Origin of the sequence: Litorimonas taeanensis, assembly GCF_003634015.1 — a bacterium.
In the GTDB taxonomy this organism is placed as follows: domain Bacteria; phylum Pseudomonadota; class Alphaproteobacteria; order Caulobacterales; family Maricaulaceae; genus Litorimonas; species Litorimonas taeanensis.
In genome coordinates this window covers 74,323-96,342 of sequence record NZ_RBII01000002.1, presented here as the reverse complement: position 1 = coordinate 96,342, position 22,020 = coordinate 74,323, and the positions used below count along the sequence as shown (strand labels likewise).

The following is a 22,020-nucleotide window of genomic DNA, read 5'->3' as shown; positions in this document are numbered from 1 at the left end:
TTAAAAGGAGCTTCGGCTCCTTTTTTTATAGGCGTATATATAGCGCTGCTATTTGGGCTGACTCAGCTGCTAACCCAAAGCCTCGGCATGCCAGCGCAAATGGTCTTCGATGAAACTTGCGACAAAATAATAGCTGTGATCATAGCCGTCTTGCAGACGTGATGTGAGCTTTTGCTCAGATGCCTCACAGGCCTGCACAAAGAGTTCAGGTTTTAATTGTTCCTCGCGGAAGTTATCGGCCGTACCTGTATCAATTAAAATATGCGCGCTAGATGTGTGCCCAGACTTAACCAGAGCGCTCGCGTCATAAGCTTTCCATATTGTTTCATCTTTCCCTAAATAAGCGGTGAAAGCTTTTTGGCCCCAAGGGACGCGTGAGGGTGAGGTTATCGGCGAAAAAGCGGAACAAGATTTAAACTGTTCCGGGTTTTTAAGGTGGAGCGTAATCGCCCCGTGGCCGCCCATGCTGTGCCCTGTAATCCCTTGGCGCGACATATCCGATTGGAAATTATCCGCAATGATTTGGGTTAGCTCTTCTGTGATATAGCGGTCCATATGGTAATGCTCTGCCCAGGGGGCTTGTGTTGCGGAGAGGTAAAACCCAGCGCCTTGGCCCAAATCATAACTCGTATCATTAGGGACTTCATCACCGCGCGGAGACGTGTCTGGGGCGATAATCATTAAGCCAAGCTCGGCTGCCATCCTTTGCAGCCCTGCCTTTTCCATGACATTTGCCCATGTGCAGGTCAGGCCAGATAAGTACCATAAGACAGGAAAAGGGCCTTCGCCTTTGGGGGTGTAAACAGCAAAAGTCATAGGCGTGCGCGTTATGACACTTTCATGCTCATAGACAGAGAGTGTCCCGCCAAAAGATGTCCATTCAGATAGATGGGTTAAGGTCATATTCTTTTGTCTCATTCGTGTTAATTATTCAAAACTCTCAAATGCGCGGCATATGCAGGCTTTGAATACACTGGGTTTAATGGGTCGCGCTATAAATCTCTAACAGTTTAAACGAACGAAATCCTTTTATTTTCTGTGTTAAGGTCACTGTGACTTTACCCAAAATATTTAAGTGAGCCTGAGTCTTTATCTTTTTAATCGTCTAGCTTAAGTTATGTTAATAATACAAGGCAGTGGCGAATGGGAATATTATGAAGGCAGATCTCCTTCCTTGGGAAGATGTGCGGATAGAGGCGCTACGTGCGTCGCATATTCTTGACACGCCACCAGACCCGCGTTTTGATGCGATAACAGAATATATTTCTGAATTTTGTAAGGCGCCCGTCGTTCTCGTCAGCTTGGTCGATAAGAACCGGCAGTGGTTCAAATCTAATCATGGTTTAGAGATTTGCGAAACACCAAGAGACCAATCAATTTGTGCGCATGCCATATTACAGTCTGAAATATTCATCGTCCCCGATACATGGGAAGATGAGAGAACGCGCGACAATCCTTTATGTACGAATGAATATATGGAGGGGAAGCCTTTTCGATTTTATGCGGGCATGCCTTTATTTGATGAGAAAAATAATCCGCTAGGGTCACTTTGTATTCTTGATTACAAGCCCAGAGAATTCTCTCCGATTGAGCAAAAACTGCTCAAGGTTATGGCGTCTCAAGTTGTCACCTTAATCGAATTAAATCGGCATATTTATAACCAACAGATTTTACATGATGAAATGGATCATCGCGTCAAAAACTCATTGCAATCTGTCATTTCTCTTATCCGATTATATGCATCAAAAGCGGATACGGACAGAAATCTAAGCCCTATGGGAAGAGAGGCCTTTCGCGCCATTAAAAGGCGCGTGGAATCAATCGCTCTGCTACATGAAGAACTCTACCAAACCGATGAAATTGAATCGGTCAAGTTAGATACATTTTTAAAAAAGGTGAATCGATTGCTGGAACAATCTTCGCCAAAGCAAATCACCCACAATATGGAATGCACTCAAATGACGGTGCCCTCGCATCAAGCGACAGCCATTGGTGTTATTATCAGTGAATTCTCTGCGAATTCAATCAAACACGCCTTTCCAGAGGGACGGGAAGGTGAAATCTCATTCTCAATTAAGCGGGATAGTGAAGGGCAATTAATTGTCAATTGCCGTGATAATGGCATTGGCGGAACCAGCGATGATAGAGAGGATGGCGGCAATTCTGTAGAGGGATTAGGGCTAAAGCTCATGGAGGCGTCAGCATCCCAAATCGGCGGTATTATGGAGAAAGGCCCCGTTGAAGGCGGGTATGGTTTGGATTTAACCGTGCCTATTATCCCTCATATTTAGAAAATAAATGGGAACCTAAGAATTGAAAGGGCGTTTATTGGGTATTGTTTTCATGGAGATATAAAAATGGAACATTTAAACGCAAAGAATTTTTTAGCGACTTTGGTGGCGCTCGGCGCTTTTTCCCTAACGGCCTGTAATACTGTTGAAGGCGTTGGCCAAGACCTTGAGAGCGCTGGCGATAAAGCCGAAGAAGTGACAAGAAATTGATTTAAGCATCAAAACCCGCCCTTTGGCGGGTTTATTTGTTTGGGCGGCTTGAAAGCCGTTTAGTTTAATTTGCAGGTTTAACCTAAGACATTATGGCCGCGACCCGCCAAACAATTCAGCAAAATGTCACGTCTTTGGCCCCGAGTCTCTAAGGCTTCGGATCCGCCCCCTATAAGCCCGCCAATTATGGCGCCGGTGAAAAAGTCACCTTCATCAGCATGGTGAGCATCCAGTAATCCCAAAACGCCGCCAATGCCGGCCCCGATAAGCGCTTGGGTTCGCACATCTGAATTATCATAACGCCGTTCCTCGGCATAGCTTCGGCATGCGGCGAGGTCTTCGTGATAGACGGCATCTTTGGGGCCGTCGATTATCGGGTTATGTGCGGCGCCGCCTGTGGCGCAGGCTGATAAGCCCAACAGGGAAAGCGCGCTGAGCGCGACAAGGGATGAATGTTTCATATGGGGTCCTCACGGGAATAGGCCTCTCTATTCTTTAGAGTGTTAATGACTCCACGCCCTATATGAAATAAGGCAATACAGATTTTGGAATTAAATAACCGTTAGGTCGAGAAAGACTGAGCGGCCTAATGGAAGTAATGGGATGGACGACGCAATTAAATATGCCGCCATTGATTGCAAAGACTATCAAATGGCGATTAAGGCTGAACGTCAGGGTGATTACATTGGCGAAGCACTTTTAGGTCAGGCACAAGACCATTTGCATAACTGCCCGAATTGCCAAATTTCCTGTGATGTTTTTCGCGATCATATTGCGGAGTGGCCTTTATATTCCAAAACCCCTGAAATTTTGGAGGAGGCCTGTAGAGTGCATTTCCAAAATTGCCAAGACTGTAATGATGTCATGAAGCAAAAGGGCTTGGAGGCAAAAGGCATTGATTGGCGAAATTATCCCTGTGTTCATATCGCCTATCACGTGCAACATGATTGCGAGGCACATGAAACAGCTTGGGAGTGTTCAGACACTATGCTCGTGCAAACTGGGGCAGGGGAATATGGATTACCCATTCGCGATGGCGGTCGGGCCTATGTTCCGATTTCCAATTGCCCTTGGTGCGGCATTACCCTCAAGCGTTAAATACCCATTCCCTCGATAGCCCTTGAATGTGTTGAGAGCCCGAAGGTTAGACTTTTTCAGTAATCCGTATCGCGGCGAGGCAGCCTGCGCGAATAATGCCAGATAAAAGACCGTAAGCGGGCGCTTCTTTTGCGCCGCCTTCGAGGGCAATATCGCGGTGGTGAAGTTCATCTTCGCGAAATTCTCGGAAGGTTGCAGACAGCTCTGGCTCTTCCTCAGCAATCTCTTTGGATTGCGCGTCATAATGTTGTTCAATCACAGTTTCGACAGCCTCGGTACAGGCGTGGGCGGCTTTCTCGCCCATCAGCGCTGTCACAACACCGAGGCCATAGCCGGCGACATTCCAAATTGGCGTCATGGCGGTGGGGCGCACCTCTCTTTCGACAAGTAATTTATCAAACGCATCCAAGTGTTTTTGTTCTTCGTCTTGCATGTCTTGCAATTGAACGGCCATGTGCTGTGTTTTTGGGTTCGCGCCAAACACGGCTTTTTGCCCTTTATAAATGGCTACAGCGGCATATTCACCGGCATGGTCAACACGGAGCATTTCAGCAATGCGGGGGTTTTTAGTCTTGGCCTTAGTCATGTTTGCGGCTCCCTAGAAAGGCTGTGACGCCTGCCCCGAATAGTGAGGCAATCCCGTTCCATGTCGCCATAGAAAGACCAAGGAATATCCAGACAGCTTCATCACAAGAGGGCGGTTTTATTTTTTGATCTAATTGGTCAAGCAAGTTCTCTGTGGAAAATCGCGATAAATTTGCCCCGCCGCCAGAACACGTTTGCGGCCCTGCCCATAACTTAAACTCGACGCCTGAATGATAAAAAGCCAGACCCGCACTGCCCAAGAGCAAGAGCACCAATAAATAGGTGAGCGTTTTTTGCATGGGCAGGCCCATCCGCACCATTAAAAGCGCGAGCAATGCCACCACGACCACGGCCTTATGCACATGGCGTTGCCAGTAACACATTGTGCAAGGATGATAACCAAAGCCATATTGCGAAACCCACGCCCCAATCAGCAAGCCGCCTGAGAGTAAAAGAGCAAAGAGCGGCGCAGCATAAGGCGAGCGAAGAAGGGCAGAGTTTTTCATATCTTGTCTATAATCAGGTCAAAGAGAAATGTCATGCGACAGATTGGTAAGCTTTCTCAGCATCGCATACAGCGCTGCCTAAGGGAGGCTGCACAAGATTACGGCATCATAGATGTATTTTTCATAAAAGATGTCTCTGAAGACATCTCTCTTTCGGGCGTTCTGTCATTCCCCCTATGAACCTTTTATTAACTAAGTTATTGAGTTTCCTGCCGTTACAGGCCGTTTATGGGGGGTGTAACTGCATTTTGCCTCGCCTGTTATATGAAAGACCTTTCATATTTTTACGCAAGGCGTTAACGAAGCCGTGAGAAGATTTATCTAAAGTAGAATGATGGACGCATCACCGGAACATATTGGACATGTCCTGCGCGATAGGCGCATGGCCCTCGACTTAACGCCGCAAGACGTTTTTGAGGCCATCCATTTGCGTGTGGATTATATCAGAGCGATAGAAACGCTGAATGCGGATGCCTTGCCGTCTATTGGTTATGTGCTGGGCTATGTGCGAAGCTATGCCAAGTTTTTGGGGCTGAATGCCGATGAAGCTGTGGCCCGATATAAGGCCGAGATTGCAGCGCCAGAGAATATATGCGTGAGCCATCTCCCGCATTTTGTACCGAAGAATAAAATCAAATTGCCGCGCGGCTTTATCCCTGCACTGGGCGTGTTGGGCTTTGCTGTCATGTTGAGCGTTTGGTATGGCGGAACAATGGCGAGCCAAGCGGCCAATCCCGCTTTGTTGAGCGTGGACAGCCAAACCGACACACAGATGAAAGAGGCTCCGATTGACCCTAATTTGGTGACGTTGAAAGCGTCCGCGCCCAGCTGGGTGCAAGTCACAGATGGTAAGGGCAAAACTATCATCAGCCGCATATTTGTGACGGGCGAAACCTATAGCGCTATTCGCGGTTCCGATTTGACTTTTAGTGTCCGTGATGCGGGCGCGGTTGATATTTATATCGGCAAGGAAAACCTCGGCGCGCTGGGCGAAATGGGCCAAGCGCTCAAAGATGTGCCTTTCCCGCGTTAGGCCCATATCAGCCCGCCTTACTTTCACCCGCCTTTTCGTCTTTATTCTGTCATCCTGTCGTGGCACATAGCGTTTCATGAGCGCAGCACCCAAAGACATAAATTCCATCCGCCCTTGGCGCACAATAGAGCGGCGCAAATCGCGTAAAATCCGCGTCGGCAGTGTCGAGGTTGGCGGCGACGCCCCCATCGCCGTGCAGTCCATGACGAATACGCTGACCCATGACATAGAGGCCACAGTGGGCCAAACCCTTGCCCTGCAAGAGGCAGGCGCCGATATCGTCCGCGTCTCTGTGCCCGACCCCGACAGCAGCGCCGCCCTGCGCGCTATTGTTGACCAAGTGCAAGTCCCCCTCGTGGCGGATATCCATTTCCATTATAAACGCGGGATAGAGGCGGCGGAAAACGGCGCGGCCTGCCTGCGCATTAATCCGGGCAATATTGGCGGCCAAGACAGAGTGCGCGAAGTCGTCGCCGCGGCGCGCGCCAATGGATGCTCTATCCGTATCGGCGTGAATGGTGGCAGCCTAGAGCGGGAATTGCTGGAAAAATATGGCGAGCCATGCCCCGACGCTATGGTCGAGAGCGCGCTGATGCATGCGCGTATGCTCGATGATGAAAATTTCCACGATTATAAAATCTCGGTCAAAGCGTCCGATATATTTTTGACCGTCGCGGCCTATCACCAATTGGCCGAGGCCACAGACGCGCCCTTGCACTTAGGCATTACAGAGGCGGGCGGCACGCGCATTGGTACGGTTAAATCCTCTATCGGTATGGGGAACCTGCTCTGGGCGGGGATAGGCGACACGATACGGGTCAGCCTGTCCGCTGATCCGGTGGAGGAAATCAAAGTCGGCTTTGATATGCTAAAATCGCTCGGCCTGCGCACACGCGGGGTCAATATTATTTCCTGCCCGTCCTGCGCGCGGCAAGGGTTTAACGTCATCGAAACCGTCAAAACTCTCGAAGACAGACTCGCCCATATCTCAGAACCCATTTCGCTGTCCATCATAGGCTGCGTCGTCAACGGCCCCGGCGAAGCCATGTTCACCGATATCGGTTTTACAGGCGGCAGCGCAGGATACGGCATGATGTATCACGCAGGGAAGAAGACGGGGAAGACGGATAATGAGGATATGATAGACGATATCGTAAGGTCAGTGGAAGAGCGGGCGGCGGAGTTGCGCGGGGCGTGAGAAGTGGCGGAGTAGTTCTGGTCGAAACTTTTAGTAGACGAGTGTTGACTAGACTATAATTTAATAAATAGCACATCAAAGACAGAAACGAGAATAAAATGAACGAGCGATTCGCATGGGACCCATTAGAGACGATTACAAATTCAGACCAAGAAATGTTAATTGCTGCGAAAAAGCGCGAAATAAAAAATATATTAAAATCTTATGTTGGTAAGTATGATTCCTTTGCAGAACTAATTCAAAATGCAATGGATTCTATTGAAAAGCGCATTTCAATTGAAGGGAACAATTTTAAGCCTAAAATTTTAGTTCATATTGACCTGAAAAATAACTCTTTGGAGGTGGTCGACAATGGGGTTGGTTTCGAGGAGGAACAGTTTAGGTCTTTTTTAGCCCCCAGTATATCTTTCAAAGACGGAGGTGGGACTCGAGGTAATAAAGGTGTCGGAGTTACTTATGTTGCTTATGGGTTCAACGATTTAACCATTCGAACAAAGAACGATAACTTCCATGATGGAAGGCAAATCAAGAATGGTAGACTCTGGGTGGATGACCGTAATGCGCAACAAATACGTCCAAAAGCCATACCCATTAGTTCCAAAAGTCAATGGTTTTCTAGTATTGATAAAGGAGCTAGCTTTAAGATAATTTTTGGAGGTGATAATACGCGTCCGAAGAAGCTATTTTGGTATAACGCTACTACTCCGCATCAATGGAAATATTTACTTCTAACTAAGACGCCGCTTGGGTATTTAAATTTATTAGATCAATCCGAATCTGAAATTAAATTCGATGTTCATGTCACGGACATAAATGGACAGACTTCTTCGGAACTAGACTGTAGTGCAAAGTATAAATTTCCACACAATGAAATAGCAGCCAGTCAAGAGCTAAATGCTATTGTAAAATTACAAAAAAAGGCAATAGATAACGGTAAGGATCCTAATCTAGCAATTAAAAAATATACAAGGTCAAACGGAATTTATGACTTCTTCCCAAATGAATCAATAAAGTCCATTCGGAACTTGGATGACGAGGAACGTGAGCTTGCTGAACTATACAACGTAGTCGCATATGGTTATTTCACATATTCGACAGAAGTTTGGGATCAATTGAATGATAAGAAAGCAAAACTAAGGAAGGGCCTTCGGATTATAAAAGGCGGTCTGCAACTTGCAAACAACAACATGATTCAGGGGGAACTTATAACTATTCCTCTTACTAAGAGCATAGGTCACCAAAACCAGACCCATGTTATTGTGCATTTTACTGACGCAGACCCAGACCTTGGGCGAAAAGGCTTTCAACCTGAATTAAAGAGCTTAGCTGAAAAAATTTCTGTGATGATAGTCGGAAAGTTGAGTGCTCAGAGAAAAATACTCAAATCTGATAGCGGAGCTCAAGTTGATATTGAAAAAGACATTAAATTCCACGATTGGATGAAAGACCAAGAAAGACATGCTCAAGAGCATCCACTGAAACTTGAAAATGATAATTTCTTTCTTCCCACGAAAAAGATTTCGATTGGTGCGATTCCTCGTTCTGAGCAGGATGCAATAGCGTTATTTAATCAATTGCTCGCTGGTGGAGTTATTCGAGGCATTAGACTGTTAGCAACCTCACAAGTTTCACAATACGATGGTGTATTCCAATTTTGCGCGGAAGAACCCTTAGATAATCATGTCTTTAATCAGATATCTAATCCTCTGGGGATTTTAACCGAGCAATTGATTAAACCGTATATTGCTCCTCCGAAAGTCGTTGAATATAAATTTAGCTTAGACGGACTTATCCGGGAATTTGAGAGCGGTGTTAAAAATGAGAAAGACATTGATTTAGCAGTCTTTTGGGAAATGGGTGAAGAATATAAGCGTGACTATGGGGTGACCTCACTTCTTGATTTTGACAACATTCAACATAGACAGCACCATGGCCTTACTCACTTATTAGACTCTTCTAACACCCAAATAAAAGTTATTTGTTTGGCTGAGCTATTTGAGCTACTTAACTCTCCAGTTGAATCCCAAAAACATCAAAAACTGACCTATGGGGATGTATTTTAAATATAGCCAAGGTCGGATTTTAAAAATGGTTTATTTACGGTGAAGGTAGCGTTTGTTACGTTGTTTGTTATGGGACTATACGGCAAACGCACAGGTCAACGCTAATTCTCAAACATGGAGAGTGCACCGCATGGATTCCTCGATCTAGTCATGCATTTTATAAAATGCATTCGAATGACGGGTTAATGATGTGAGAGTGGGAAAGTGGAAATGTGGGTCAATGCTCCTCCCCCTAAACCCGTTCACCCCGCCCCGCTCTGCGTACCCAAAAGGGCAAGGGCGGGGTTTCTGGATCCCGCCCTTCGGCGGGATGAGCGGAGCGCTAGATACATTAATCCCCGCTTATCCTTATATAAAACCGCATTCCCCCAAAACCTTACCTCTAAAATCAAAAAATGCGTCCGCACGTACCCTATTGCCCTTATATTCAAACTTGTTCTTTTGCTCGTGGACAGGAAGACGTCACCTTCTGGAGTATGAGACAGCGGGATTGAGCATCGCTTTTGACAGGGCGACTGTGCCGGGTCTTTTGGAGTGTGTGCATTACCACCGTTGCCTAGGTCGTTGTTTAGATTTCTAAACAACTAATTCGCAGGTGACGTACTGTGGGGTCGATACCACGGCCGCTTCATCAAAAACCGCTGCCGTGGGGTATGGCCCTTACGAAACACTTATGCATACGGTCTCCGGTAAGGAAACCGCCCCGCGGGCATGTCCTCTTTATCGGATTTCCCTGATTGGCTCGGCCCCAGATGGCGTGCGGCAAGGCGCGCATGGGCGGGTGAATGAAGCGCCGAAACCAACAGGTTTCGGATAGGACAAGATACAGAAAGGGCATCCTCACTAACTTCGCTACGCTTCGTGTCGTTCGGATGGAATAGCTCTACCAACGCCGTCAAAAACCGCCTATCTTCCCCCTATGCGCCGCCTTTTTTCATATCCTATGTTGGGCCTTTTATGGGTGTATCGGCGGTTTATTTCGCCCGTTCTGTCTGTGTTTGGTATTAAATGCCGGCATTACCCCTCTTGTTCGGCCTATTCCGTCGAAGCGATAGAGCGGCATGGGCCTTGGGCGGGGGGGTGGATGACGCTGGCGAGGCTGCTGCGCTGTCATCCTTTTACCGCTTTGGGGGCCACAAGCGGGGTTGATAATGTGCCGGAACATATTACGAAGGCCCCTTTATGGGCGCCGTGGCGATATGGCCGTTGGCGTTCGGTTAATAACCCGTCCCAGACGGGTGAAGTGAAGACGGATTTAAAATGACAGTCACTTTGACATTCCCCGATGGTGCCGCACGCGATTACGACAGCGGCACGACGGCCATGGAAATCGCAAAGTCCATATCCAAGGGCCTCGCGAAAAAGGTTTTAGCGGCCAAGCTCGACGGCGTTTTAGTGGATGCCAGCCTGCCGATCGAAGCCAACGCCAAAATCGAACTCGTCACCGCCGAAGACCCCGAAGGGCTAGAGCTTATCCGCCATGACGCCGCCCATGTTTTGGCCGAAGCGGTGCAAGAGCTTTTCCCCGGTACGCAGGTCACAATCGGCCCCGTTATTGAAAACGGGTTTTATTATGATTTTTTCCGCGAAGAACCGTTTTCCGAAGACGACTTCGCCGCGATAGAAAAGAAAATGGCTTTCATCATTAACCGCAATGATAAATTTGAACGCCTAGTCATGGACCGCAATGAGGCCATAAAAATGTTCACCGATATGGGCGAGACATTTAAGGCCGAGCTTATCCAAGATTTGCCCGAGAGCGAAACCATCACCGTTTATAAACAGGGCAAATGGTTTGACCTCTGCCGTGGCCCGCATTTGCCCTCTACGGGTAAGGTCGGCAAAGCCTTTAAATTGATGAAGGTCGCCGGCGCTTATTGGCGCGGGGATGCGAAAAATCCACAGCTACAACGGATTTACGGCACGGCTTGGGCCACACAAGAAGACCTCGACGCGCATTTGCATCAACTCGCCGAAGCCGAAAAACGCGATCACCGACGTCTTGGCCGGGAACTAGATTTGTTCCATTTCCAAGAAGAAGCCCAAGGCCAAGCGTTCTGGCACGCTCATGGCTGGCAGCTCTATCGCCTGTTGCAAGAATATATGCGCCGCCGCCAAGCCGAATATGGCTATCAAGAAATTAAAACGCCCATGCTCATGGATCGTAAGTTTTGGGAAGCCTCTGGTCATTGGGAAAAATATCGCGAAAATATGTTTGTCGCGGAAATCGCCGAAGAAGACAAAGTTCTCTCGCTCAAGCCTATGAATTGCCCGTGTCATATTCAGGTCTTTAATCATGGGCAGAAATCCTATCGTGACCTGCCATTGCGTATGGCGGAATTTGGCTCTTGCCATCGATATGAACCTTCGGGCGCTTTGCATGGACTGATGCGCGTACGCGCCTTTACCCAAGATGACGGGCATATTTTCTGTACGCTGGAACAAGTCACGGATGAGGTGAAACTGTTCACTGAATTGCTGAAAAGCGTTTATGCCGATTTGGGCTTTAATGATGTCAAAGTCATGTTCTCGACCCGTCCTGACATGCGTGTGGGTTCAGATGAATATTGGGATATGGCCGAAGATGCGCTCGAAGAAGCGGCGAAACAATCGGGTTTGGAAATTGTCTTAAACGCAGGGGACGGGGCGTTTTACGGCCCGAAACTTGATTTCGTTTTGAAAGACGCGATTGGCCGTGAATGGCAGGCCGGTACGATACAGCTTGACCCGAACTTGCCCGAACGCCTCGGCGCCTCTTATATTGGGTCGGATGATGCGAAACATGCACCGCTTATGCTTCACCGCGCAGTGCTGGGGTCGTTTGAGCGTTTCCTCGGTATTTTGATTGAAAACTATGCGGGGCGTTTTCCGCTTTGGCTCGCCCCTGTGCAGGTCGTGATTGCCACGATTACGGGCGGTGCGGATGAATATGCGGAGCAAGTCGCGGCTAAAATGCGCGCGGCGGGGCTGCGTGTGGAAACGGATTTGCGGAACGAAAAAATTAATTACAAAATTCGTGAATTATCTGCGGATCGCAAAATTCCTGTCATCGCCGTGGTCGGTATGAAAGAGGCCGAAGAGGGCAAGCTCGCCCTTCGCCGCCTTGGCTCGCGCGATCAAACGATATTGGATTTGAACGAAGCCATTCAGGCGCTCTCCGAAGAATCTCTGGCCCCTGATTTACGGCGTTTAAAAGCGGATAATTAATCGCAAGGCACGATTTCTAACACGCGGAGGTCGACGGTATCGCCGCGTGAATAGTTTAATCCCTCAACAGAAAAACGCAGGTCTAGGCAGGCGCCCTGTGCGTTTTTCGCATCGCGCAGGCGCTCCAGCGCCGCGCCTTTTTTATGCAGGGTATCCAGAATAAATAACTGTCCCACCCGCCATGTTTCTGGACTATTTAAATCAATCTGATCGCCAAGGCGTATGTCTTTGCCAAAGCGGTAAACAAGGCTCGGCTCCGTGAAATTAATGGCTTGAACCAATGGCCCGCCTTCTCGCGGCAGTGGGATATTGTACTCTCGAAATCCAGCCTCTAATTGATCCGTTAAACGCAGAGAGGTTAAGCTGGGCAAAATAACGCCATACGCCGTAATATTAAGAATTATGGCACACAAGCCCGCCGATAAAAATGAGAGCTGAATAGCATTCGACCAAATCGCAAAACCTGCCAATAACGCCAAAACTCCCGCAAGGCAGAGCGTAAGCAACAAACTCGTCGGTAGGCCCGTACCAGAGAAAACCGCTTGGGCATAAACCAACCCGTATAAAAGCCCTGCGGAAACGATTAAAAATAGAGAACCGTTTATGAAACGCAGAATTTTAAAATCTTTAATCGCGACGAGATGCGTAAAAACCATACCCACCAGCAAAGCCAAAGCCGGAAATACAGGCAATGAATAATGCGGCAATTTCGTCGGCATGACCTCGATTAAAATCCAATAGGGTAGAATCCAAGCTAAACATAGCCGTACAGCTTTGGCCAAATCACTGGTTTTATGGCCGCTACGCCCTACGGTACGAATGGCCAAGGCAAAGGCGGGGAGTAAGAATATAGAACCCGGCCAAAAGGTCACGCTCAGAAGCGCAAGGTGATAGCCAAATGGCCCAGGGTGACTTTCTTGCGCAGAGACCATTTTACCGCCTAGGTCATGGCCCAAACTTTCGGTGAAAAAGGCGCCATTGGTTTCTATACCAATGGCGATGGCCCAAGGTAGAAAGATTATAAAACAGGCTGCGATAGCAGGAATATTGACGAATTGGCGCATGCCATAACCTCGCCTCTCCCACAGTAATAACGTCCCCATAGAAAGCGCCACCAAGGTCGGAATAACGGGGCCTTTAATCAAAATAGAAAAGCCAAGCGCTACCCAAAAAATCCAAACAGCCGGGCGGGCCTTCCACAGGGAAAGCCCTGCGGTTTCAGTTCTGATATGGGCGATAGCAGAAAAGCAGAGCGCTCCCATAGCGCATAAAACTGCGTCCGTTTTGGCAATATGTCCTTCAAATATCATCATCATTGATAAGGCGAGGGTGACTGCGCCGATGAAGCCTGCCTGTCGTCCAATTAATTTCGCGCCGGCGAAATAAGTCGCTAAGACGGCAAGGAGGGCCCCTAAAACAGATGGCAGTCGCTGCACCCAGATGTTTCGGGTCTCTGGAGCGCTGAAGGTTTTAATGGCTGCGACTTGAAGCCAATATATGCCAGCGGGTTTTTTATTGCGGGCTTCGTCTTGAAATCTGATGTTCAAATAATCGCCGCTTTCCGCCATTTGCACACTGGCCTGTGCGTAGCGGGCTTCGTCGCGATCCAAGACGGATAGGCTCGCTAGCCCCGGTAAAGTGACAAGAAGCGTCAAGATCACCAAGACGAAAATGGCTTTGCTTTGCGATATTGGGGAAGTCAGTAAAGCACGTATCATGATGTGTTTTGATTACTGAATTTAGTGGGCTTTGTCGCTATAATTTCTTTTGCTAACGCTGATTTTTCGGGGCTGGCGTTACAAAACGGCATCGTCTGTGATGAGATAAACAGTGATTGCGAATTGAATAGACTCCTTGCACATGGCAATAGCAGACCATGTCAATTACGCCAAAAAATTCTAAAATGAATGCAGAGCCAAGGCTATCTGTTGTCGTGCCCGTATATAACGAAGCGGAAAATGTGGCGCAATTAGTCGAAGAAATTGCCAAAGCTCTTTTCGCGACGTCTTACGAAATGATTTTCGTTAATGATGCCAGTACGGATGACACAGCCAATGTGTTGCGCGACTTGAAAAGTCAATATTCTGAATTACGGGTTTTAAGTCACCGCGCAAATGCAGGTCAGTCGCGGGCTCTGCGGACAGGTGTTTTGGCGGCGCGCTCTGAACTTATTGCGACCTTAGATGGGGACGGGCAAAATAACCCGGCTGATATTCCCAAACTACGGGATCAAATCTTGCGCGTGGATGCCCCCAAAGATCTTATGTTAGTCGGCGGCCGCCGCGTGAAACGTCAAGATAGCCAAGCCAAATTATGGGCTTCTAAATGGGCCAATGGCATTCGAAAGAAATTACTCAAAGACGAGGCCGACGATACTGGGTGCGGCCTTAAACTGTTCAAACGGGAAGCCTTTTTACGTCTTCCCTATTTTGACCATATTCATCGTTACATCCCCGCCTTGATGCTGCGTGAGGGCTATAAAATTGAGTTCGCAGATGTGAGCCACAGAGCGCGTATTGCCGGAGAATCCAAATATACAAATTTTGGTCGCTTAATGGTCTCTTTTTCAGATTTGCGAGGCGTAATGTGGCTTAATTCACGCTCACGAAACCCCAAAGGGTGGGACGAAATTTAAACCAGAATAGCGCTTTAAAAGCCTTCACGTTAACCTTTTACAAGCCATTTCTCTTTAGAAAGTCTTAAGTAATCTTTAGGGGTCGCTATGTCTGTGATTCTGGCAATCTAGGAGTGACACGATATGCGGTTTTTTCTCGTCTTTCCTTTGATGATTATGCCGGTCGCACTTTACAATATTCTGGCTTTCAGCGGCACAGCCTTTGCGACGGCTGAACAAATCCGTGCACGATTAGATCAAGATTTTTTATCTATTGATATGATGTCTGGTTCTGTTTGGTTTATCACACCCGGACATATGTTGATTGCATTGTCCTTATTGATGTTATTTTTTGAGCTTATTAAATCTACGGGTACAGACCGCGCGGCGGTAATGAACCACGCTTTTTCAATGCTTCTCTTCATCATTTGTTTGGTCGAATTTTTAATGTTTCCAGCCTTTGGAACCTCCGTTTTCTTCTTAATCGGCCTTATGGCTTTACTTGATGTAATGGCTGGATTTATGGTGACGATTGCAAGCGCCCGTCGTGATTTTGCCGTTGGGGATGGATAGGGTCAGTTGAAAAACAACGTTTCAGATATGGGGCAAAACCAAAATGTCGGATAACATAACCGATATGACCTCTGTCTTGATGGAAATACCGTCTATTGATGTCGCGACACAGTCATCGAACATCAGCCAGGCTGAATTAGAATTATTAAAGGCCTCTGTGTTTAGGCTCGAAGGCCAGTCTATGATTTGGCCAGACCGTCTACGCGCTGCGGCATTGATACGTATTGCGCCTTCAGAGCTGCCTCAAAAATGGCAAGATTGGCGAAACCACATCCATGAGGCCGATAAAAGGCAAATGGATAATGCACTAAATGCCTTAAGCTGGGACGGCGCAAAAACGACGCAGCATTTCCGCGTGCAGACCGGTGAAGACCGTTGGATTACCTTGGAAATGACAGTTCAAAGACAATCGGAGCAACAAGGCGAGAGAATAGCCATTGGCGTCTTACGTGATATTACCGATGAGCGTGATAATTTGGAACGCTCTCTTAAATTATCATCGCATGACTTGGTGACAGGCCTGCCCAATAAAACCAAATTCATGGAAAGCGTATGGGGGTTATCCGCGATAGCGCAGCGCTTGAACGCAGAAGGGCGGCTCTTTCGAATTCATGTTGAAAACCTTGATGATATTCATCAAATTTATGGTTATGAAACTGGCGAGCGGCTTCTTTCAGCTTTCGCAGACCGCCTCCGCCAAATCATTCACGCGCCAGATTGCGCCGGTAAAGACAGCGACGGAGATTTCTTTATTGGTGTGATGGGGTTGCGCGGACCCGATAGTAACCCTGAAATATTAGCGAGGCGCCTTAAACTGGCTCTCTCAGAGCGGCCCTTCCAAACGCCTCAAGGGGCGATAAAGCTCGACCTTGCGATAGCGCATACTATATTCCCGCAACGTGGCCGTGATGTTGAAACTCTTATGGCTCAGACAGCCAGAGCTTTGGGCGCAGAACCAAATGCGCAAATTACCGCCTATAATCCTATGATGGGCCTGCCATCTTCGCGGCCAGTGATAGAGTTTAAGAAAGAGGATATTTTCGCGGCTTTAAATGAAAACCGTGTTTCATTAGCTTATCAACCTATCATCCACGCTAAGTCTGGTGCGTTGTGCCATTATGAATGTCTTTTACGATTAAGAGAGAAAACCGGCGAATTTGTCAGTGCGGGTCGTATGATAATGAAGGCAGAACAGCTTGGTCTCGTGCATATATTAGATCGCCGCGCCTTAGAAATTGCAGCGGCGAAGCTCCAAAGTGATTCTGAATTACGCCTTGCATTAAATGTTTCTGCTGAAACAGTGAAAGATACAGCCGTTGCAGCAAATTATATAAAAGCCTTAAAAGTCTTAGGGCCATTAACGCGCCGTATTGTCATAGAGTTAACCGAAACAGCGGCGCTCAATGACCCGTCATTAGCCGCGAAATTTTCCAGCGAAGCCAGGGCTTTGGGATGTGAATTTGCCATTGATGATTTTGGATCTGGGCATACGAGTTTCCGAAACTTGATGGCTATCGAAGCCGAGACCATCAAAATTGATGGCAGCCAAATCAATGGCATCTCTACCAAACCGCAGATGCAAACTTTTGTGCGGATGATGGTTGACCTTGCGCAGACCTTTTCGGTCAAGACTGTGGCAGAAATGGTAGAGGACCCCGCTGATGCCGCATTGCTACGACGTTTAGGCGTTGACTATTTTCAAGGCTATCTATTCGGTATGCCGCTGTCCGAGCCTTCTTATGTGACGCCAAAATAGCGTCATCACAATTTAATGCGGTGACATCTTAAATAAAGGGCTGTTCGTTCGGACTATTCTCTTTAAACTAAAGACGTGAGAGAAAGCGTCCTCAGATTAGAAAAGTTTTACGCCAGCCCTTTGGGGCTTGCTGCGCGTGAAATGGTGAGCCGCCGTCTATCAACGCTTTGGCCAGATTTATCGGGCCGAAATGTTTTGGGCTTTGGTTTTTGCGGCCCTTATCTAGAACCTTACCAAGCCAGCGCTAATCGTATTGTTTTGGCCATGCCGAGCGGGCAGGGGGCTTTGGCGCATAAAGGCAAGCGCGGTGTCATCACCTGTCTGACCGAAGAAAATCTTCTGCCTTTTGCTAATAATACATTTGATACAGTGCTTTGTGTTCACGGCGTAGAGGAGACGCCAAATCTCAGAGACTTGATGTCAGAGCTATGGAGAGTGTGCCGCCCCGAAGGACATGTTGTGATTATAGCCTCTAATCGTGGGGGCTTGTGGGCACGATCAGACCGAAGCCCTTTTGGAGCAGGCCGTCCCTTTTCACGATCTCAGATGCGAAGCGCTATGCGTGAAGTGGGATTTCATCCAACAATTTGGTCAGGTGCTCTCTATGCACCGCCGCTTAAATCCTTTGCGAAAAGCGGAATTCTGCGAGGCTCTGAACGATTCGGAGAGACAGTCTGGCCGGGTTTTTCAGGGCTAATTCTCGTAGAAGGAATAAAACGGCTTTATATTGAACCACATCAAGGTGAAAAAGCTAAATCTCTTGTAGCAATACCTCGATTTGGCGGCTCGCCCATTGCAAACCGCACGCCGTCCACGCATAGAGATTTTAAGGGATAAGACGGCGAGACATGACGAGTATGAGTGATTTTACAGACATTAATCAGGTCCGCGCTGAAATAGACCGCGTTGATAAGGCGCTATTAAGTCTGATTGCGGAACGCCTAGAACTCTCCAAAGCGGTGCGACGCGCAAAATCGGGCGTGCGTGTTTGGCGACCCTCACGCGAGGATAGCCATGTCCGCGCTTTGGCCGCCGCGACTTCGGATACGCCGCGCCCACTTGTCAGCCGAATTTGGGCCGAACTCATGAGCGCGAGCTTGGCCATGCAGGGCCCAATGGGGCTCCATGTCGCTTTAGAAAATGATTCAATGGCGTCACTGGCATTGGTCAGAGACCGCTTTGGGGCCTCCATTCCGACTTATACCTATCCTACGGCTAGCAGCGCTATGGCGGCGACCTATGCTGATCCTGAAGGCGTAGCCATCTTGCCGTCGCCAGGGGGGATGCATAGTTGGTGGACGGCCCTTGGACCGGGCGGCGCTATGGCGGATATGCATATATTAGCGGGCCTCCCTAGAACGGGAGAACTCGAATGGCCTGTCGCCGTAGCCGTGGCCACCGCGGATATTCAGCCATCTGGCAATGATGATACCTTGATAATGTGCCGTGCAGATTTACGCGCTATCAATGCGAGCGCTGAATTACGGGCGGAGGCCGGGGAATTTTTCTTATATAGTCTGACAGGTTATTTGGATAGCGTGCCTAGGGATGTCCTTAGGTTGGACCCAAGTGCAAAAATAATTGGGGCTTTACCGCGGCCTATTGGCTAAGCTCGTTTTTTAACTCGCATTGCGGAATGAACCCATGACAATTGAAACGCTATTAATTATTGGCGGCGGCCTTATCGGCAGCTCAATCGCACGCGCGGCGAAAGCTTATGGGCAGGCTAAAACGGTCTATGTGATGGATAACTCACCAGAGGCTTGTACCGCCATTGAACGCTTAGGCTTTGCCGATGGGGTCAGTGAGGGACAAGCCGATTTTTATGCCGCGCAAGCAGATTTAGTTATCCTTTGTGTTCCGCCGGGGCGCATGGGGGATGTTGCCGAGAAAGTCATTCCGAATATGAAATCGGGCGCCATCTTATCGGATGTTGGTTCCATAAAAGGCGCTGTCATAGAGGCTGTTAAACCCCATTTACGCAAAGACATATGTTTTGTCGCGGGGCACCCGATTGCAGGGACAGAACATAGCGGGCCCGAAGCAGGCTTTGCTGAGATATTCAAAGACCGTTGGTGCGTTCTCACCCCAACAGAAGAGGGATTAGAGCAAACACAAATTTTAAAGACGTTCTGGGAGGGGCTAGGCAGTGATGTTGCGATTATGACGCCAGAGCGACATGATATCGTCTTGGCAACCACGTCACATGTGCCGCATTTAATTGCTTATACGCTTGTTGGGACGGCGGTGGATATGGAAACCGTGACGCAAAACGAAGTCGTAAAATTTTCGGCGGGTGGATTTCGGGATTTCACCCGTATTGCCGCTTCTGACCCTATTATGTGGCGTGATGTATTCCTCTCAAACCGTGAGGCTACGCTAGAGGTGGTCGACCGCTTTATCGAAGACTTAACAGCGCTGAAGCGAGCGATAAGGTGGGAGGACGGCGAAACATTGCTGGAGCATTTTGCCAAAACGAGAGATATCCGCCGCCATATTGTGGATGCAGGGCAAGACAGTAGCACGCCTAACTTTGGACGAGATGATTAAGGCGTATCGGATTTTTCCGGTAATGGCACATCAGGCGCGCTTTCTCTAACGCGTGTATTTGTCCCTCTTAGCATTGTTAAGATAAGTTTCGCATATTCATTTAAAAGACGCTTAAACCGGGCTTTATCTGAGTACCAATTCAGGTCTTCGCTCGCACGGACAGGGTAAGCCGTAATGCGTATTCGGCCTGTGGCCACCGCAATTTCGCTTTGAGCGCGAGGCATATGGTACGCCGATGTGACCAATAGAATATGGTCATAGCCCAAGGCTTTCGCCCAAATAGCTGTCTCTCTTGCATTGCCAATTGTGTCTTCGGCAGCATAATCCAAATCCACACAACAATTTTTAATATCCGCGTCTATATCCAACAAATTCAACACGGTTTCAGAGGTTAAATCCGTATTCACACCAGAGATTAATAACCGTTCGCCTTTTCCGGCTTTCAGTAGTTCTGCGGCCGCTTCTAACCGTCCGCCGCCGGGGCCCGTCCAAACAACAATGCCGTCCGCTTTGGCCACATCACGGGGGGCACGCATGCTGTCGACCCTATCGGCGAAGGCAATAAAACCAGCGACAAGTATAAGTAATATAACACCCAGTAAGAGCGCGAAAAATTTAAGCCAGCCGCGTTTCTTCTTAGCCTGTTTCGAATGGCCCATAGGTGAAGACATGTTTTTCTTACGGGGCGACATCAATTAAGCCCGTTTTCGGTCTTGGATTAAAGCGCGTTTTGTCGCCACGCCAGCGGCCAAAGAGCAAAATAGAATAAAGGCAATCCATAGCCCGCTGATCCACATAATATCGGCAAAGATAGGATTAAGTGAAGACCAGAACATAGCTTCACTGATTAGCGAAAATGAGAGAAGAGACCAAACCAAAATAAGCATTAAGAGGCCTATGCCTGCGCCGATTGCGCTGCGTCTGGCGGCTTGTCCAATAAAGAGCTTTGCAATGAAGCTATCAGTCGCGCCGACTTGTGCGAGGACTGAAATGATAGATCGCTGCGCCGCCATAGAGGCGCGAGTGGCGAATAAGTTCACACCGATGGCGGCCATTAATAAAAGCGCCAAAAGCGCTATACCGCTTAGAACAAAGTTCCGCGCAGTATCTTGTATTTGATTAGCCCAACGAGAATGGTCATCAATCGAAGCGACGATTCCTGCCTGTTGCAACTGACTTTCCAGTCGATTGATAGAGGGCAATGATCCGTCCTCGGCCATCTCAATGGAGATGAGGCCAGGCAAGGTTAGACTCTCGGGGAGTTCTAAATTCCCGATCCATGGTTTAATCAGCGCCTGAGAGGCGGATTGATCGACAATAGAAATCTTGGCTTTATCGCCTATAATACCGCGCAGACTGTCGGCTGCGACTCGCATTTGCGTGTCAAAATTATTTTCCGCGGCAAGAGGGGAAAGCGAGACCTGCACCGTCATGGAGCGTGAGAGCTGAGTGTTCCAATCCCCGGATAAGCGCAGCGTAGCTCTTGAGAATAAGAGCGCCAACCCCGCAAGGAATGCCATAATCGCGATAACGCCAATCAGCGTGCGCATATTATGGCCGCCGGGCATAAGGATAGATTGCTGAGCAGAGAGTGGAGCGGTTTGGGGCGTCATATTCCGATATCCCCTGTTGCCGTTATGTTAAGCCCTTTAAAGACTCGCCCATTTTCAATGCGAAGCACTCTGGCGTCTAATTCTTGGATGAGGTGTATATCATGAGTGGCAATCATAACGGTCGTGCCCACACGGTTCATTTCAGCAAAAAGACGTAATAACCGACGTCCAATTTCCGGATCGACATTGCCTGTGGGTTCATCTGCAATCAATAAATTCGGCTTTGCGATGACGGCTCGGGCAATGGCCGCGCGTTGTTTCTCCCCCCCTGATAATGTGGAAGGAAAGGCTTGTAGCCGATGACCAAGCCCGACCCATTGCAAAAGCTCGATGACATCTTGTGAATAATCCGCCCGCGATTGTCCGACGACACGCAGAGGCAAGGCAACATTTTCAAACACGTTGAGATGATCGATAAGAGTGAAATCTTGTAAAACCACCCCAATGCGGCGCCGTACGGCTTGAATTTCAGCATTGCTTAATAAGGCGGCATCGTGACCAAAGGCTGTGATTTGTCCTCGTGACGGTGCAAGTGCGAGATAGCAGAGCTTTAAAAGGCTGGATTTACCAGCGCCTGATGGCCCCGTGAGGAAAGTAAAGCTACCTTGGGGCAGGGAAAGGTTTACATCGGAGAGGACTTCTGGCCCACGACCATACCGCAGACCGACATCGCGGAAGCTGATAATGTCTGGATGCATTTTTACTCCGGGGACAATCATTATT

General features: G+C 48.4%; 23 protein-coding genes. 15 read left to right on the top strand and 8 right to left on the bottom strand.

The features are described from left to right. Positions 1–69: 69 nt before the first annotated feature. Positions 70–903 (bottom strand): S-formylglutathione hydrolase, encoded by an 834-nt coding sequence (gene fghA / locus DES40_RS08320; RefSeq protein ID WP_121100690.1) that lies wholly within the window; start codon positions 901–903, stop codon positions 70–72. 251 nt (positions 904–1,154) lie between these two features. Here fghA and DES40_RS08315 point away from each other — a divergent pair, with 251 nt between their 5' ends. Together DES40_RS08315 and DES40_RS08310 are read left to right on the top strand one after the other, a co-directional pair. Further along, the gene (locus tag DES40_RS08315) at positions 1,155–2,291 is read left to right on the top strand and encodes a histidine kinase dimerization/phosphoacceptor domain -containing protein (protein ID WP_121100688.1); all 1,137 of its coding nucleotides are present in this window, start codon (positions 1,155–1,157) and stop codon (positions 2,289–2,291) included. A 66-nt stretch (positions 2,292–2,357) separates the two neighbouring features. Further along, positions 2,358–2,501, top strand: coding sequence for an entericidin A/B family lipoprotein (locus DES40_RS08310; RefSeq protein ID WP_121100686.1), 144 nt, complete (start codon positions 2,358–2,360; stop codon positions 2,499–2,501). 77 nt (positions 2,502–2,578) lie between these two features. Here the strand turns inward: DES40_RS08310 and DES40_RS08305 are convergent, their stop codons facing one another. Further along, positions 2,579–2,962, bottom strand: a complete 384-nt coding sequence (locus DES40_RS08305; RefSeq protein ID WP_121100684.1) for a glycine zipper family protein — start codon at positions 2,960–2,962, stop codon at positions 2,579–2,581. A gap of 142 nt (positions 2,963–3,104) precedes the next feature. Here DES40_RS08305 and DES40_RS08300 point away from each other — a divergent pair, with 142 nt between their 5' ends. Then, on the top strand, positions 3,105–3,599 hold the full coding sequence (locus DES40_RS08300; protein ID WP_121100682.1) for a DUF6980 family protein: 495 nt from the start codon (positions 3,105–3,107) through the stop codon (positions 3,597–3,599). A 46-nt stretch (positions 3,600–3,645) separates the two neighbouring features. Here DES40_RS08300 and DES40_RS08295 read toward each other — a convergent pair whose 3' ends face one another. After that, positions 3,646–4,185, bottom strand: a complete 540-nt coding sequence (locus DES40_RS08295) for a demethoxyubiquinone hydroxylase family protein (RefSeq protein WP_121100680.1) — start codon at positions 4,183–4,185, stop codon at positions 3,646–3,648. Further along, a complete protein-coding gene (locus DES40_RS08290) occupies positions 4,178–4,690 on the bottom strand; it encodes a disulfide bond formation protein B (RefSeq protein WP_121100678.1) in 513 nt (170 codons plus the stop codon). Before DES40_RS08290 ends, DES40_RS08295 begins: the two co-directional genes overlap by 8 nt. A 331-nt stretch (positions 4,691–5,021) precedes the next feature. Between DES40_RS08290 and DES40_RS08285 the strand changes: the two genes are divergently transcribed. The 6 genes from DES40_RS08285 to thrS all read left to right on the top strand — a co-directional run bounded on the left by DES40_RS08285 (position 5,022) and on the right by thrS (position 12,191). Further along, a complete protein-coding gene (locus tag DES40_RS08285; RefSeq protein ID WP_121100676.1) occupies positions 5,022–5,723 on the top strand; it encodes a helix-turn-helix domain-containing protein in 702 nt (233 codons plus the stop codon). A 76-nt stretch (positions 5,724–5,799) separates the two neighbouring features. Continuing rightward, positions 5,800–6,921, top strand: coding sequence for a flavodoxin-dependent (E)-4-hydroxy-3-methylbut-2-enyl-diphosphate synthase (gene ispG, locus DES40_RS08280; RefSeq protein WP_121100675.1), 1,122 nt, complete (start codon positions 5,800–5,802; stop codon positions 6,919–6,921). Positions 6,922–7,019: 98 nt separating this feature from the next. Beyond that, entirely contained in the window at positions 7,020–8,984 is a 1,965-nt protein-coding gene (locus DES40_RS08275; protein WP_121100673.1) for an ATP-binding protein, read from the top strand. Between the two features lie 673 nt (positions 8,985–9,657). Beyond that, the gene (locus tag DES40_RS13195) at positions 9,658–9,801 is read left to right on the top strand and encodes a hypothetical protein (protein WP_170144936.1); all 144 of its coding nucleotides are present in this window, start codon (positions 9,658–9,660) and stop codon (positions 9,799–9,801) included. Positions 9,802–9,903: 102 nt separating this feature from the next. Beyond that, on the top strand, positions 9,904–10,248 hold the full coding sequence (gene yidD, locus DES40_RS13445) for a membrane protein insertion efficiency factor YidD (protein ID WP_121100671.1): 345 nt from the start codon (positions 9,904–9,906) through the stop codon (positions 10,246–10,248). After that, positions 10,245–12,191: a threonine--tRNA ligase gene (thrS, locus tag DES40_RS08265; RefSeq protein ID WP_121100669.1), complete on the top strand. Its 1,947-nt coding sequence runs from the start codon at positions 10,245–10,247 to the stop codon at positions 12,189–12,191. The genes yidD and thrS overlap by 4 nt, the downstream gene beginning before the upstream one ends. Here thrS and DES40_RS08260 read toward each other — a convergent pair. Beyond that, entirely contained in the window at positions 12,188–13,909 is a 1,722-nt protein-coding gene (locus DES40_RS08260) for an ArnT family glycosyltransferase (RefSeq protein WP_121100667.1), read from the bottom strand. The two genes, thrS and DES40_RS08260, sit on opposite strands and share 4 nt — an antisense overlap. Before the next feature lie 158 nt (positions 13,910–14,067). Here DES40_RS08260 and DES40_RS08255 point away from each other — a divergent pair, with 158 nt between their 5' ends. The 6 genes from DES40_RS08255 to DES40_RS08230 all read left to right on the top strand — a co-directional run bounded on the left by DES40_RS08255 (position 14,068) and on the right by DES40_RS08230 (position 19,684). Beyond that, positions 14,068–14,826: a glycosyltransferase family 2 protein gene (locus tag DES40_RS08255; protein WP_233345539.1), complete on the top strand. Its 759-nt coding sequence runs from the start codon at positions 14,068–14,070 to the stop codon at positions 14,824–14,826. Positions 14,827–14,949: 123 nt separating this feature from the next. Then, entirely contained in the window at positions 14,950–15,378 is a 429-nt protein-coding gene (locus DES40_RS08250; RefSeq protein ID WP_121100665.1) for a hypothetical protein, read from the top strand. A 43-nt stretch (positions 15,379–15,421) separates the two neighbouring features. Next, complete coding sequence (locus DES40_RS08245) at positions 15,422–17,134, top strand: EAL domain-containing protein (RefSeq protein ID WP_121100663.1); 1,713 nt, start codon at positions 15,422–15,424, stop codon at positions 17,132–17,134. Positions 17,135–17,275: 141 nt separating this feature from the next. After that, the gene (locus DES40_RS08240) at positions 17,276–17,971 is read left to right on the top strand and encodes a class I SAM-dependent methyltransferase (protein ID WP_147405874.1); all 696 of its coding nucleotides are present in this window, start codon (positions 17,276–17,278) and stop codon (positions 17,969–17,971) included. An 11-nt stretch (positions 17,972–17,982) separates the two neighbouring features. After that, positions 17,983–18,744 carry a chorismate mutase gene (locus DES40_RS08235; protein ID WP_121100659.1) on the top strand — a complete coding sequence of 254 codons (762 nt, stop codon included), beginning with the start codon at positions 17,983–17,985 and terminating at the stop codon, positions 18,742–18,744. A 34-nt stretch (positions 18,745–18,778) separates the two neighbouring features. Further along, positions 18,779–19,684: a prephenate/arogenate dehydrogenase family protein gene (locus tag DES40_RS08230; protein WP_121100658.1), complete on the top strand. Its 906-nt coding sequence runs from the start codon at positions 18,779–18,781 to the stop codon at positions 19,682–19,684. Here DES40_RS08230 and DES40_RS08225 read toward each other — a convergent pair. The 3 genes from DES40_RS08225 to ftsE form a co-directional block, all read right to left on the bottom strand. Then, entirely contained in the window at positions 19,681–20,220 is a 540-nt protein-coding gene (locus DES40_RS08225) for a YdcF family protein (protein WP_233345538.1), read from the bottom strand. The two genes, DES40_RS08230 and DES40_RS08225, sit on opposite strands and share 4 nt — an antisense overlap. A 159-nt stretch (positions 20,221–20,379) precedes the next feature. Then, positions 20,380–21,297, bottom strand: coding sequence for a cell division protein FtsX (locus tag DES40_RS08220; RefSeq protein WP_121100654.1), 918 nt, complete (start codon positions 21,295–21,297; stop codon positions 20,380–20,382). Next, on the bottom strand, positions 21,294–21,995 hold the full coding sequence (gene ftsE / locus DES40_RS08215; RefSeq protein WP_121102878.1) for a cell division ATP-binding protein FtsE: 702 nt from the start codon (positions 21,993–21,995) through the stop codon (positions 21,294–21,296). Before ftsE ends, DES40_RS08220 begins: the two co-directional genes overlap by 4 nt. Positions 21,996–22,020 lie beyond the last annotated feature (25 nt).

Excerpts from the sequence above, each read along its gene's own strand:
- fghA (WP_121100690.1), bottom strand. The coding sequence starts at position 903 with ATGACCTTAACCCATCTATCTGAATGGACATCTTTTGGCGGGACACTC.
- DES40_RS08315 (WP_121100688.1), top strand. The coding sequence starts at position 1,155 with ATGAAGGCAGATCTCCTTCCTTGGGAAGATGTGCGGATAGAGGCGCTA.
- DES40_RS08310 (WP_121100686.1), top strand. The coding sequence starts at position 2,358 with ATGGAACATTTAAACGCAAAGAATTTTTTAGCGACTTTGGTGGCGCTC.
- DES40_RS08305 (WP_121100684.1), bottom strand. The coding sequence starts at position 2,962 with ATGAAACATTCATCCCTTGTCGCGCTCAGCGCGCTTTCCCTGTTGGGC.
- DES40_RS08300 (WP_121100682.1), top strand. The coding sequence starts at position 3,105 with ATGGACGACGCAATTAAATATGCCGCCATTGATTGCAAAGACTATCAA.
- DES40_RS08295 (WP_121100680.1), bottom strand. The coding sequence starts at position 4,185 with ATGACTAAGGCCAAGACTAAAAACCCCCGCATTGCTGAAATGCTCCGT.
- DES40_RS08290 (WP_121100678.1), bottom strand. The coding sequence starts at position 4,690 with ATGAAAAACTCTGCCCTTCTTCGCTCGCCTTATGCTGCGCCGCTCTTT.
- DES40_RS08285 (WP_121100676.1), top strand. The coding sequence starts at position 5,022 with ATGATGGACGCATCACCGGAACATATTGGACATGTCCTGCGCGATAGG.
- ispG (WP_121100675.1), top strand. The coding sequence starts at position 5,800 with ATGAGCGCAGCACCCAAAGACATAAATTCCATCCGCCCTTGGCGCACA.
- DES40_RS08275 (WP_121100673.1), top strand. The coding sequence starts at position 7,020 with ATGAACGAGCGATTCGCATGGGACCCATTAGAGACGATTACAAATTCA.
- DES40_RS13195 (WP_170144936.1), top strand. The coding sequence starts at position 9,658 with ATGCATACGGTCTCCGGTAAGGAAACCGCCCCGCGGGCATGTCCTCTT.
- yidD (WP_121100671.1), top strand. The coding sequence starts at position 9,904 with ATGCGCCGCCTTTTTTCATATCCTATGTTGGGCCTTTTATGGGTGTAT.
- thrS (WP_121100669.1), top strand. The coding sequence starts at position 10,245 with ATGACAGTCACTTTGACATTCCCCGATGGTGCCGCACGCGATTACGAC.
- DES40_RS08260 (WP_121100667.1), bottom strand. The coding sequence starts at position 13,909 with ATGATACGTGCTTTACTGACTTCCCCAATATCGCAAAGCAAAGCCATT.
- DES40_RS08255 (WP_233345539.1), top strand. The coding sequence starts at position 14,068 with ATGTCAATTACGCCAAAAAATTCTAAAATGAATGCAGAGCCAAGGCTA.
- DES40_RS08250 (WP_121100665.1), top strand. The coding sequence starts at position 14,950 with ATGCGGTTTTTTCTCGTCTTTCCTTTGATGATTATGCCGGTCGCACTT.
- DES40_RS08245 (WP_121100663.1), top strand. The coding sequence starts at position 15,422 with ATGTCGGATAACATAACCGATATGACCTCTGTCTTGATGGAAATACCG.
- DES40_RS08240 (WP_147405874.1), top strand. The coding sequence starts at position 17,276 with ATGGTGAGCCGCCGTCTATCAACGCTTTGGCCAGATTTATCGGGCCGA.
- DES40_RS08235 (WP_121100659.1), top strand. The coding sequence starts at position 17,983 with ATGACGAGTATGAGTGATTTTACAGACATTAATCAGGTCCGCGCTGAA.
- DES40_RS08230 (WP_121100658.1), top strand. The coding sequence starts at position 18,779 with ATGACAATTGAAACGCTATTAATTATTGGCGGCGGCCTTATCGGCAGC.
- DES40_RS08225 (WP_233345538.1), bottom strand. The coding sequence starts at position 20,220 with ATGCGTGCCCCCCGTGATGTGGCCAAAGCGGACGGCATTGTTGTTTGG.
- DES40_RS08220 (WP_121100654.1), bottom strand. The coding sequence starts at position 21,297 with ATGACGCCCCAAACCGCTCCACTCTCTGCTCAGCAATCTATCCTTATG.
- ftsE (WP_121102878.1), bottom strand. The coding sequence starts at position 21,995 with ATGCATCCAGACATTATCAGCTTCCGCGATGTCGGTCTGCGGTATGGT.